12 protein-coding genes are annotated in these 12,174 nt (G+C 37.4%); all 12 read right to left on the bottom strand.

Going from position 1 to position 12,174, the window contains the following annotated elements; all coding sequences use genetic code 11:
- Window positions 1-28: 28 nt before the first annotated feature.
- Window positions 29-1,096 carry a glycosyltransferase gene (locus VEI_RS03160; protein WP_059361874.1) on the bottom strand — a complete coding sequence of 356 codons (1,068 nt, stop codon included), beginning with the start codon at window positions 1,094-1,096 and terminating at the stop codon, window positions 29-31.
- Window positions 1,089-2,156: an NAD-dependent epimerase/dehydratase family protein gene (locus tag VEI_RS03155; RefSeq protein WP_059361873.1), complete on the bottom strand. Its 1,068-nt coding sequence runs from the start codon at window positions 2,154-2,156 to the stop codon at window positions 1,089-1,091. Before VEI_RS03155 ends, VEI_RS03160 begins: the two co-directional genes overlap by 8 nt.
- Window positions 2,137-2,856 carry an IspD/TarI family cytidylyltransferase gene (locus VEI_RS03150; protein WP_059361872.1) on the bottom strand — a complete coding sequence of 240 codons (720 nt, stop codon included), beginning with the start codon at window positions 2,854-2,856 and terminating at the stop codon, window positions 2,137-2,139. The genes VEI_RS03155 and VEI_RS03150 overlap by 20 nt, the downstream gene beginning before the upstream one ends.
- A 17-nt stretch (window positions 2,857-2,873) precedes the next feature.
- A complete protein-coding gene (locus tag VEI_RS03145; RefSeq protein WP_059361871.1) occupies window positions 2,874-3,734 on the bottom strand; it encodes a LicD family protein in 861 nt (286 codons plus the stop codon).
- 9 nt (window positions 3,735-3,743) lie between these two features.
- Window positions 3,744-4,430 carry a sugar transferase gene (locus VEI_RS03140; RefSeq protein ID WP_059362587.1) on the bottom strand — a complete coding sequence of 229 codons (687 nt, stop codon included), beginning with the start codon at window positions 4,428-4,430 and terminating at the stop codon, window positions 3,744-3,746.
- Window positions 4,427-5,626, bottom strand: a complete 1,200-nt coding sequence (locus VEI_RS03135; protein ID WP_059361870.1) for a DegT/DnrJ/EryC1/StrS family aminotransferase — start codon at window positions 5,624-5,626, stop codon at window positions 4,427-4,429. The genes VEI_RS03140 and VEI_RS03135 overlap by 4 nt, the downstream gene beginning before the upstream one ends.
- Before the next feature lie 22 nt (window positions 5,627-5,648).
- A complete protein-coding gene (locus VEI_RS03130; protein ID WP_059361869.1) occupies window positions 5,649-6,269 on the bottom strand; it encodes a CpsD/CapB family tyrosine-protein kinase in 621 nt (206 codons plus the stop codon).
- Window position 6,270: 1 nt separating this feature from the next.
- Window positions 6,271-7,710 (bottom strand): GumC family protein, encoded by a 1,440-nt coding sequence (locus tag VEI_RS03125; protein WP_059361868.1) that lies wholly within the window; start codon window positions 7,708-7,710, stop codon window positions 6,271-6,273.
- 50 nt (window positions 7,711-7,760) lie between these two features.
- Window positions 7,761-9,587 carry a polysaccharide biosynthesis protein gene (locus VEI_RS03120; protein WP_059361867.1) on the bottom strand — a complete coding sequence of 609 codons (1,827 nt, stop codon included), beginning with the start codon at window positions 9,585-9,587 and terminating at the stop codon, window positions 7,761-7,763.
- A 56-nt stretch (window positions 9,588-9,643) separates the two neighbouring features.
- Window positions 9,644-10,342 carry a polysaccharide biosynthesis/export family protein gene (locus tag VEI_RS03115; protein ID WP_082161453.1) on the bottom strand — a complete coding sequence of 233 codons (699 nt, stop codon included), beginning with the start codon at window positions 10,340-10,342 and terminating at the stop codon, window positions 9,644-9,646.
- 354 nt (window positions 10,343-10,696) lie between these two features.
- Window positions 10,697-11,407 carry an ABC transporter ATP-binding protein gene (locus VEI_RS03110; protein WP_059361866.1) on the bottom strand — a complete coding sequence of 237 codons (711 nt, stop codon included), beginning with the start codon at window positions 11,405-11,407 and terminating at the stop codon, window positions 10,697-10,699.
- Between the two features lies 1 nt (window position 11,408).
- Complete coding sequence (locus tag VEI_RS03105) at window positions 11,409-12,170, bottom strand: ABC transporter ATP-binding protein (RefSeq protein WP_059361865.1); 762 nt, start codon at window positions 12,168-12,170, stop codon at window positions 11,409-11,411.
- Window positions 12,171-12,174 lie beyond the last annotated feature (4 nt).

Raw genomic sequence — 12,174 nt, 5'->3', positions numbered from 1 at the left:
TATATGTACATCACAACACAAAGCTAATTTATAAAATATCAATCCAACGTTTAGCAATTTTACTGAGTGGAAATGTGTCTCGTACCTTAAGTGCTTCATGAGATATTTTCTTCGCTAGCTCAGGATTTGCTAATAGGGATTTCATTTTCTCATACATTGTTTTCGTATCACCTACGGGAACAAGTAATCCATTGACACCGTCCTGAATGACCATACGCGCACCGCCTACAGGGCAATCTGTAACGACAACCGGTAAGCCCATTCCCATGGCCTCCAACATGGAGTTTGATATACCTTCAAAGTCAGACGATGAAACAAACATCGTACAAGGCCGTTCCTTTTCTAAGATATTTGATGCAAAGCCTGGTAATATAATTCTATCAGTTAAGCCTAGGCTGGCTATTTGTTGACGAAGTTCATCTTCTAACACACCTTGCCCATAAATTACGAGCTTATACTCTTTAAATTCATCAGCTAACATGCTAAAGGCATTGATCATCATAGGTAAATTCTTTTGTGGATGTAATCGACAAGCCGTTACAATAGTTTTATCCCGTTCACCTTCATAAGGTTCCGGTAGATTACCATTAATAGGATTTGGAATGATATGACCACGACTTTGTATGGTGTTAGAAAAATATGATTTTGCATCTTCCGTTTGAAATACGATAGCATCTGCAAAATGAAACGCGAAATCTCGCAGCATTTGTTGATGTTTACCCACAGGTACCTTGCGCGGATTATTTCGTTCAGAAAAAACTATACGATTTTTCACAAACCAAGAGCTGATGGCCAAAATGAAACTAGACGCACTTAGAAAAGACAAACATGTCGCACGGGGGCGTTTTTTCAATATTCCAATAAGGACTTTTATCTCTTGTAAGAAGCGAATGATTTTATTTGAGCTAGTCGTATGAATTTGAATTTGCTCTATCCCCTCTGGCAATGCATACTCTGTTCCATATCGATTAGGACTCGTTTGAATTACCGTGATTTTATGACCATCTTGATGCCATTGTCGTGCAAGTTCCGTTAAAATACGTTCTGCCCCATCATTCCCAAGAGATATGGTAACTATAATGATTTCTTTACTCATGATGACGCTCCTCTTTGATATATTCGGCAAGTCGCATATATGCTTCTTTCATCGAAACCTGTGGTTCCCAGGATAGACTTCGCATCTTCTTTGAATTCAAAAACATATGGACTGTAGGAGCATAACCAAAGGAAGATAGATTTTCTGGAATATCAAAAATAACAGAAATCTTATCTTCACCCACATGACATGCCACTAAATTAGCAATACTAGCAATGCTACGAGTTTCCTCATCATGACACACATTATAAGCTTCGCCTACTTCACCTTGACTCAGCAAAATAAGGATAGCTCTTACCGCATCAGTAATATAACAGAAATTAGACATTGAATCCCCCTTCGTATGAAGGATGATATCACGACCATCCAAGGCATGTTGGGTGAACTGCATAAACACCCGATTATCATCTAACGGCACACCAGCGCCGAATGTCTGCGCAAGGCGAGCGATTTTAACAGGAACACCAAATTCAACAGCATAGGATTTACAGTAACACTCACATAAGCGTTTACTTTCAGAATAAGAGCTACGCACATTAAGATGATCTAAATATCCGATACGATCTTCGGTCATCACTTGACCTGACTCATAAGGAACTCCATATTGTTCCATGCTAGATAAATAAACCATACCTTTAATTTTCTGCTCTTTTCCAAGTTCTAACATACGCTCCGTACCATGAATTGACGTACGAATCGTATCAACCGGATGTTCTACAAAATATTTTGATTTTGTAGGGCTTGCACCATGCATAATATAGTCACAAGCTATATCAAGAGATTCTAATGGGGTATCAACAAAGGTTAATATATCTGAGTCAACAATATCACTAAACATATGGTGAGCTTTTTCTATATTTCTAACATGACAGATGACACGTAGTGAAAGATGATAAGCATCATTCGCGGCTATTAATGAACGAGCCACCATAGAGCCAATTAAACCAGTCGCTCCAGTAACAAGGATTAATTTGCCACGAAAGGCATCGAATATCTGGGAATCACTTATAATTTCTTGTATGTCTCGTTCAACAACCGTATTAATTGCCCTCACCTCCACTTTCTCTATTTTTTAATATCCCCGTAAACATATAGTAGTCTGACGGAGTTGTAATCTTAATATTTTCTGGCTCCCCCCATACAGGGTATAATGGATACCCATAATGCATCATCATAGATGCAGAATCGATAAAATCATGAATACCCTCTGCTATAGATGTATCGTGAACAGAAAGAATATCACCGAGCCTAAAACTTTGAGGAGCTTTTGCCATTAAACATTGTTGACGATTTAAAATCGTCTTGATTTCACCATCATCTGTAACCATAACAGTTTCAATAGCGGGAGTTACCGTAATAGCACTCCCTTTAGACTCTACTGAACGAATATTTCTAACAATGGTGGAACTATCAACTAAAGGTCGTACGCCATCATGAATTAATACGGTTACATTATCAACACCATACAATCGCTTAGTCTCAAGTAAACCATTATATTGAGAGTCTAATGCGGTTTCACCACCAGGTACGACAGATACAACCTTTTGAAGTCCCTCTTTTTCAATTAATGCTTTTGCATAATCCATCCAGTCCGCCTTACAGACTAAAACAATGCCATCGATATATGGTTCTGCTTCAAAAATGGCTAAGGTTTGTATAAGTATAGGCTTGCCATTCCATTCAAGGAACTGCTTTGGCATCTTATCATTTTTCATTCGGGATCCTACGCCACCAGCAAATATAACTGCTATTCTTTTCATAGAACCTCCCTTAACTATTAACGATGTTCGTTTACTAAATAATGAATGCCCTTATAATTTGTATAACTATTATTCATATCAATATATACGGCATCGTGCTTCGCCACACGTTGCTCTACAGGAGGCAATTGCATATAGTCGCCCCAAATTAAACGTAGATAACGCTCATAGCCAGCCATAACTGGGATTTGATAACCTTCAAACTCCTTATATATAACATGATCAAAATCTTGGCGTGGATGGCGTAACTTCATACCCTTCAAACTACCAATCAATTCTGTCACTTCATCAGATGTTTCAAAATCATATTGACTCATTTGTTTTTCTGCAAAGCGCCATATGTGATAACGCCACGAAGGTTTAGAAATCACCTTATATATACAACCTGCCAACATACGATATAGCTTCCCCTTATTGTCAGGCAACCGTTGTGCGTTAAATAGAGCAAAGGTCATGGCCCACATGAGCTGAAAGAATCGTTTTACAGGACCCTTAGGGCATCCATCAATAGGCATAATTTCAAGGGCCAAACCATGACATATGTCTTCATTTACACTATGACGATTAATGAAAGTAGTTTCTTCATCGCGAATTGATGCACCCGCATCATGATAGATTTTATCTCTCGTTGTCCTACAATAGGTATATCGTTTATCACCGTGTATAGGCCAAAGTTCAGCCAATTTTTCATAGTCTGGACGAGGCATAAAGATATCTAAATCGTCATCCCAAGGTATGAATCCCTTATGACGAATGGCACCTATAAGACCGCCACCGCACAAATAGAATCGTAGATTATGGGCATCACAAAATTCTTTAAATACTAAAAGCATATTCAGTTCTTTAGCTTGTATATCATGAGCTGTTGTTTCTGCCATACTACCTTTCTAACGTATAACGGCCAATACCGTTTCCACCATAACTTTCAATTCTCTAAAAAATGAGAATTCTACAATACTTCGTAAATTCCATTCCATCTTTGCTGGTAGTACATTGTGAATATAGCATTCATCCACATCATCTGCGGCGTCTAATAAAGTATCTTCATCCTTATACCGAATGCTGGCTATACTTGTTACACCTGCAGGAAGCAACAATGTCGCTTTCATTTCATCTGTATAAGCCGCTACATACCTCGGAACCTCTGGACGGGTACCTACAAAACTCATGGCCCCTTCCAATATATTGATTAATTGAGGCAATTCATCGAGTCTACATTTTCGCAAAGCCTGTCCTACCGATGTAACACGCATATCGCCTTTAGACGTTACTTGTGCACCAAGTTGCTCCGCATTTTGTACCATGGTTCTAAATTTATAAATCCTAAAGGTTTGGCCATACTGAGTAACCCGTTCCTGTCTAAAGAATACAGGTCCCTCACTATCTAGTTTTATCCATATAGCTAATACTAGAAATATAGGACTCAAAAAAATTAATAGAATAGCCGCCATTAATCGATCAAATATAGCCTTAAGCATCAAATCACAACGCTTAGATGCTAAAATTTCATAATAAGGACGAACTGCTTCACAACGCATATCATCGGGTAATTCCTGCCATGATTTCCAGATCATAATACACCTAAACATTTTTTAAATGTATGAATCACATAGCTTACCTCTTCATCAGTTAAATTAGTATGAAGAGGCAATGTAATTTCATTTTTGAACTGATTATATGCATTTGGATAATCATCTATGGAGAAACCCAAGTTCTTATAAGCTGTATGCATTGGAATCGGCTTATAGTGTACGTTCGTAGCAACATCTTTTTCAGCCATTCTTTCAATTAATTCATTGCGTTGTTCCATGGTTGCATCATTGAGACGTACTAGATATAAATGACCACTACTCATATGCTCATCCGTATAATGTTCGACAATAGATACAGGACAATCCTTTAAGGCCTCATCATAGCGTTTAATGATTTCTTGACGTCGTTTTAATAGTTTAGGATATCGTTCTAACTGAGCTAATCCAATAGCTGCCATAATATCTGTCATATTACATTTGTAATAGGTGCCTTTAATATCATATTCCCAAGCACCAATCTTAGTTTTCGCTAATGCATCCTTATCTTGACCATGTAAGGATAACAATTGGAATTCCTTATAGATTGCTTCATCATCGATACCCTCTATATGTTTCCATGTAGCAGCACCGCCTTCCGCAGTAGTAAAGTTTTTTACAGCGTGAAAAGAGAAACTACTAAAATCAGCTACATTGCCTGTGTGAAGATTCTTATACGTAGCACCAAAGGAGTGTGCACAGTCTGCAACAATTGGAATTCGTCCTAATGCACGTTGTATATCATTACTTGGTTTAAAAAGATATTTTGCATCATTTACGATTGAGAATAGGCGATCATAATCACAAGGAACACCACCTACATCTACAGGAATAATTGCTTTTGTCTTGTCCGTAATAGCTGCAGCAACCTGATCATAGTCCATTTCATAAGAGTTAGGTGCAGTATCAATTAATACTAACTTGGCCCCCACATGAACTACGGGACTTGCACTAGCCGTATAGGAGTAAGCACTAGTTATAACCTCATCACCAGGTCCAACACCTAAAACTCGAAGAATCATTTCTAAAGCAGCTGTTGCTGAATTTAAACATACAGCCTTCGGTGTCCCTAAATAGGTTGCAATACGTCGTTCTAATTCCTTAGTCCGTGGTCCAGTTGTAATCCAACCACTTTTTAACGATTCTACCACCTCATTGATTTCTAATTCAGTAATATCTGGAGGAGAGAAATTAATTTTCATAGCTTTCACCTATACTTTCCATTTATTCCATATCAATAAATACTGATCCGATAATAGGTACTCCAATTTGATCTAATCGTTGTTTAGCTAATGCCATATCATCAGGCTGTACATAATGACCTTTAACAACAAAGAGGACACCATCGCCCTTTTCAGCTATAACCAATGCATCTGTAACACTTAACACGGATGGGGTATCTACAACGATGACATCATATTCATCGCGAATATATTCAAATACTGTTGATAATCGATGGGAATCAACCACCTCGGACGGAGATTCCACCGCAGTTCCACTGCTAATTAAATCTAGATGAGGCATCACATTACGATGAATTGTCAAATCTTCATCCATAACAACATGATTGGTAAGCCCTTGATTTTTCACATCAAACAATATGTGTTGTACAGGATTACGCAAATTACAATCGATTAATAATACCTTTTCATTATTTTTAGACAAAGAAATTGCTAAATTAGCGGCAACCTCGGATACGCCTTCACCGGTTGTGGCAGATGTAACACATAGTAACTTTCTATTTTCTGCATTACAGCGATATTGTAGATTGCTGCGTAATGTTCGATAGGATTCCACAAGAGGAGTATCACCATATTCTTTTGAAATTAATCGTATTGTATCCATCTTAACCTCTCACCTTATACAACCAACGCAACACTTTATTATTAGGCTCTTCTCTTACTGTTTTACTGTGATTAGGAATAATACCTAACATTGGCACTTGTAACATATCCTCAACATCTTTGGATGTTTGTACTTTACGATTTCCAAAGGACTGTACTAATGTATAGAAACAACCCAATAGCAGGCCTATAACAGCACTAGCAAGCATAATAAGTACTCTCCGTGGTGCAATAGATTTTTCCGGTAACGTAGGGGCATCTACAATTTGCACTTCATTTGGTACCATGACTTCCGCTACCTTGGCTTCTTCCAATCGCTTTGAAAGCATTTGATAAATGTCTTGTGCTACATCTACATCACGTTTAGCCTGAATATAGCCACGTTCCTTTTCAGGAAGAGCCTTCATAGCATCTTCGTTAGCCTTATCCAAATCAGCTAAAGCCACCTCTTTACTTTGAGCAACAGCTAATGCTGCTTCATTTCTAAACTTATCTGCTAATAAGCCTTGTTGAGCCGCATTACTAGATGGTGCTTGTTGGGAAATAATAGCATTGATTTCTTGTTGTAACCCAGCTCTAGCCTTATCAATTTGATCATTAACTTCTTTCATATCAGGATGAGAGTCTGTATATTTGCCTGCATAACTAGCCTTGCGCGCCTCTAGATTTGCCAACTGTGCTTTATAAGCTTGAACCGTTGAGCTATCGGCAATACTCGCACCAGCAGATCCTAAGTCCGCATTAATACTCCCTAATGCAGCTTGTGCAGTTTCTAAATCAAGTTTATTTTGAGCTTTTTCTCGATCAATTAAAGTAATCTTATCGGTAAGACCCTTCATTTGATCATTAGTCGAATAGATCTTATTATCTACTTGAAATTGTTGTAATTTTTGCTCCGCTTCAGATAACTCAGCCTTCGCTGTTACCACACGCTTTTGTAAGAATTCACGTGTCGTTTTTTGTTCCACATGAGATAAATCTGCTAAGCGATTCAAAAAGGAATCGATTAATAATTGATTGGCTTCTTGTGCCTTTTCTGGACTCTTACCAGTTACGCTAACTTGTAGAAGCTGAGTTTCTTTATATGGTTTTGTTTCAATGCGGTTTTTAACAAACTCTTCATAAGTCGGTGCAGTACTACCCTCACCCTCTATGGCGGTGATAACAGGTTCCACAACATTACGACTTTTTAAAATCTCAGCATTTGTATTCATCAGCTGACGTGCCATCGCATCTGAATAGCCGGTTTCTGTTGACAATACAGAATTACCTAAACCTTGAGTCTGTTTAATTCGCAACATCGCTGTCGATTGATATGTGGATGGTGTAACTACTAAATAAGCACCCCCAAGGAGAATACAAATACCCGTAACATTTATGATAGTTTTCCGTTTCCGAATAAGAATCTTAGCTATGTCTTTTAAATCTATAATTTGTTCCATCCCAATACCCCTTTCAAGTAGGCATACAACACAACGGTCTCTCTTTCCGCTTATACATTGTGATTAGGCGTATATGTTGGAATAATATCTTGTAATACACCTATTACATCCATATCTGTTTGACAGGACTCAAATGTACTAATTTTTCCCATCAACCATTCACTATCAACAGTATCTAATGCAGCTTCGAAAATCTTAGTATGATTCGTCCGATTTGTCCCTTCTTCAGAGGTAAGCAATTCTTCATATTTCTTTTCACCTGGTCTCAAACCAGTAATTTTAATATGAATATCCTTATCTGGTTCAAGACCTGATAAGCGAATCATGTTTCTTGCTAAATCAATGATTTTAACTGGTTCACCCATATCAAGCAAAAATACTTCGCCACCTTTGCCCATAGCACCAGCTTGTAATACAAGCTGACTAGCTTCTGGTATTGTCATAAAATAGCGCGTCATTTCAGGGTCTGTCACAGTTACAGGACCCCCAGCTTCAATTTGCTTTTTAAATAGAGGAATAACAGAACCACGGCTACCTAATACATTGCCAAAACGAACGGTAATATATTTTGTATCATAGGTGTCATTCATCGATATAATGACCTTTTCTGCTACACGCTTAGTAGCACCCATAACACTTGTTGGATTTACGGCCTTATCCGTAGAAATCATGACAAATCGCTCTGTACCATGACGTCCTGCTACTTCTGCTACATTTCTAGTACCATAAATATTATTTAAAACGGCAGCCATTGGTTGTATTTCCATTAAAGGGACATGTTTATGTGCCGCTGCATGAAATACTACCTGAGGATTATATTGAGTAAATATTTGATCTAATTGTTGTCGATCTCGTATATCTGCAATAATAGGAATGATTGGACCATCCTTATATAAACCTTTTAACTCCTGATTAATGAGATATATACTATTTTCTCCATGTCCTAGTAGCAAAAGTTTTTTAGGCCCAATACGCATAATCTGACGACAAATTTCAGAACCAATAGATCCACCAGCACCTGTTACAAGAACCACCTTATCATGAATATAATGCTCCACTATGTCCATATCGAGTCGAACTTCATCTCGTTCTAATAAATCTTCTATGGATACAGGATGTAAATGAGATACCAGTACTTCATCATCTAATAATTGGTACATACCAGGTAAAGTATTAACTTTACATTTTAGAGGTGAACAGATTTCCATAATACCTCTAATTTCATCTCGTTTAACAGATGGCATGGCAATAATAATTTCTTTCACTCTATATTCTTTTACAATAGTAGGAATATCATTACGATTACCAAGTATACGAATACCACCCATCAAGCGATTGAACTTTGACTCATCATCATCTATAAAACCAATTACTTTGCGTGAGCGCTTATGATATCTTTCAATTTCACGAGCAATCGTTGCACCTGCATCTCCGGCACCAATGATTAATGTATTCACCATTTCCGCATCTGCACTAGGTTTTCCACCATAGCGTATCGCAATATAATGTAATACCATTCTACCGATACCGATGACACCGGTACTAAGTAGCCAACTGATTAAGTAAATAGACCTAGGTAAGGATTTATCAAACACATGCATTCCGGTATAGAACAATCCTGCCCCTAATGTGGTAGCAATCAGTACGGCAACAACTTCGCGCATCCCCGCATAACGCCATATGCGCGTATATAGATGCATCGATAAGAGCATAATAATGTAGGATATTACCATTATCGGCAACGCAGCTATCATCTGTTCCATATACTGAGGTGTTATATAACCATCAAAACGTATGAGCAAACTAATTAGTGCTACACCAATGATAGTAATAACATCTACAATAAGTAATAGGACCGGTAATAAATATGAACGCAATGAAAGCCCTCCTTATATGACTTACATATGATATTAAGATATATACTATCTGCTAATTAGTCTTTTCCGATACGAGATACCATATAAGCACCAGTTAAAATAGGCACAATATCTCTGGAGAAACTAATCTTGCTATTTTTAGTTAAGTACAAGATATCGCCTTCGCGCATAACATAGTTTTGGGACATATCACCAGTTTTCAATATATTATTTAAATTAATCTCAATAGGTTTTGTTGGATCATTCTGATGAATCAAGAATATTTTCTTCTTAGCTGTATCCCAATTGAAACTACCAGCAGCACCAATAGCATCAATAACTGTACTCGATTTAGTTAATGTGTATGCACCTGGTTTATTAATTTCACCAAATACATAGACACGAACGCCACCTAATTTGGCAACATTCACGGATACATCTGGATTAATGATGTATGTAGACAAGGAATTGATTAAACTTTGAGTGAATTCCTCTACAGTCATGCCATCGGCTTTAATATTGCCTACCATAGGAAATGATACATAGCCATCAGGGCGAATGGTAAAAGTTTTATTGGCACCTAGGTCCATTTGTTGTACTACATCAATAGTTAATTCATCACCTTGTCTCAACCGATAGATTTGATCAGAACCTATTGTGGAAGCAGACGTTTCCATAGATGTAGCGGTAACTGCTTCGGTTGAAATATCTTTTGCAAAGCCTGTAGTGGCCATCGTTCCTATTACAAGAGATAGAGCTATCAATTTCCGATTCATAATACACCTCATATTATTTATATGTATAAGAAAATTTTATAATCATACTATTTAAATTAATTTAATATTTTATTAAATATCGTATATATAGTTTATCATTGTTTGCTTGCAACTACTATATAAGCAAGATGAACCTCAATGTTATAAACTTCATGAAACTTTATGAAACTTTATAAACCTTGAAACTCTCTATCCCTTACCATTATTTATTATGTGTATTTTTCTACACATAATAAATATGTTCAATAGTATAATCCATTCTAAAGCCAATTTACGATAAATAATTTGGAATAAAAAAAGATGTATATATCCATACAATGATAGATATATACATCTAAAAATTTGATTTTTATATTATTCTACACGGCCACCTAAATAAGCCTCCATAACTCTAGGGTTATGACGTACTTCATCAGCAGTTCCAGATAAAACCATCTTACCGGTTTCTAATACATACGCATAGTCTGCTATTTTTAAGGCTTGGCGCACATTTTGCTCCACCAATAAAACGGTTGTACCATCTGCACTAATCTCTTTAATAGTCTCAAAAATTTCATTAACTACAAGTGGTGCAAGCCCCATAGATGGTTCATCTAGTAACAATAATTTCGGGCGCGCCATAAGAGCACGACCTATGGCAAGCATTTGTTGTTGCCCACCAGACAATGTACCACCTAATTGATAGCTCCGTTCATCAAGAATTGGAAATCGTTTAAATACCTTTTTAATATCTGCATCAATTTCCTTATCTTTACGTGTATAAGCACCCATTTCAAGGTTTTCATATACGCTCATATCTTGTAAAATTTGACGACCTTCTGGAACTAGAGAAATCCCACCATGTACGATATTGTGAGTCTTATGACCAGTAATATCTTGACCTTCAAATAGAACTCGACCAGAAGTCGGTTTTACGAGCCCCATAATGGTCTTCATAGTTGTAGTCTTACCTGCACCATTGGCACCGATTAAAGAAACGATAGAACCTTGTGGAACCTCTAAACTAATATCTTTTAAGGCTGTAATATGTCCATAACCAGCCATGATATTTTCTAGTTTTAACATATTACACCTCTTCTTTACCTAAGTACGCTTCAATTACAGCCTCATTATTTTGAATTTCTTGAGGTGTACCTTCCGCAATTTTCTTACCAAAGTTAAGAACGACTAAGCGATCACAAATATTCATCATCAATTCCATAGCATGTTCAATAACTACAACAGTAATGCCTAAGTCACGAATTTTACCAATTAATTGGCGAAGAACCTCTGTTTCACTATCATTCATACCGGCAGCTGGTTCATCAAGCAAAATCAATTGTGGATGTGTGGCTAACGCACGAGCGATTTCAAGCCGACGTTGCTTACCATATGGCAATGATGTAGCAACCTCTTCCGCATCTTCTTCAAGATCGACTAGCTTTAAGAACTCATACGCAATACCGCGACAACGTTCTTCTTCAATACGTTGACGTTTTGTTCTCAAGAAACTTGATAAAAAACCAGAACCGGTACGACAATGCATACCTGTTAATACAGTTTCAAGAGCCGTCATATTACCAAAGAGACGAATATTTTGGAATGTACGAGCAATGCCCATCTCTACCGTTCTATGCGGCTTAATCCCTACAACAGACATACCGTCGAATACGATTTCACCAGAGCTAACAGGGAATACACCAGTAATCAAATTGAATAGTGTAGTCTTACCAGCACCATTCGGACCGATAACACCAAATACTTCACCCTGTTTAACACCAAAGGAAACACCTGTGAGAGCTGCAACGCCACCAAAGCTTTTACTTACTTCATTTAATTCTAATAGCATTCAG

It is taken from the genome of Veillonella tobetsuensis (assembly GCF_001078375.1).
In the GTDB taxonomy this organism is placed as follows: Bacteria; Bacillota; Negativicutes; order Veillonellales; family Veillonellaceae; genus Veillonella; species Veillonella tobetsuensis.
Note: the sequence above shows the minus strand (reverse complement) of the source record. Positions and strands in the feature narration are given on the sequence as shown.

Excerpts from the sequence above, each read along its gene's own strand:
- VEI_RS03160 (WP_059361874.1), bottom strand. The coding sequence starts at position 1,096 with ATGAGTAAAGAAATCATTATAGTTACCATATCTCTTGGGAATGATGGG.
- VEI_RS03150 (WP_059361872.1), bottom strand. The coding sequence starts at position 2,856 with ATGAAAAGAATAGCAGTTATATTTGCTGGTGGCGTAGGATCCCGAATG.
- VEI_RS03145 (WP_059361871.1), bottom strand. The coding sequence starts at position 3,734 with ATGGCAGAAACAACAGCTCATGATATACAAGCTAAAGAACTGAATATG.
- VEI_RS03140 (WP_059362587.1), bottom strand. The coding sequence starts at position 4,430 with ATGATCTGGAAATCATGGCAGGAATTACCCGATGATATGCGTTGTGAA.
- VEI_RS03135 (WP_059361870.1), bottom strand. The coding sequence starts at position 5,626 with ATGAAAATTAATTTCTCTCCTCCAGATATTACTGAATTAGAAATCAAT.
- VEI_RS03130 (WP_059361869.1), bottom strand. The coding sequence starts at position 6,269 with ATGGATACAATACGATTAATTTCAAAAGAATATGGTGATACTCCTCTT.
- VEI_RS03125 (WP_059361868.1), bottom strand. The coding sequence starts at position 7,710 with ATGGAACAAATTATAGATTTAAAAGACATAGCTAAGATTCTTATTCGG.
- VEI_RS03115 (WP_082161453.1), bottom strand. The coding sequence starts at position 10,342 with ATGAATCGGAAATTGATAGCTCTATCTCTTGTAATAGGAACGATGGCC.
- VEI_RS03110 (WP_059361866.1), bottom strand. The coding sequence starts at position 11,407 with ATGTTAAAACTAGAAAATATCATGGCTGGTTATGGACATATTACAGCC.
- VEI_RS03105 (WP_059361865.1), bottom strand. The coding sequence starts at position 12,170 with ATGCTATTAGAATTAAATGAAGTAAGTAAAAGCTTTGGTGGCGTTGCA.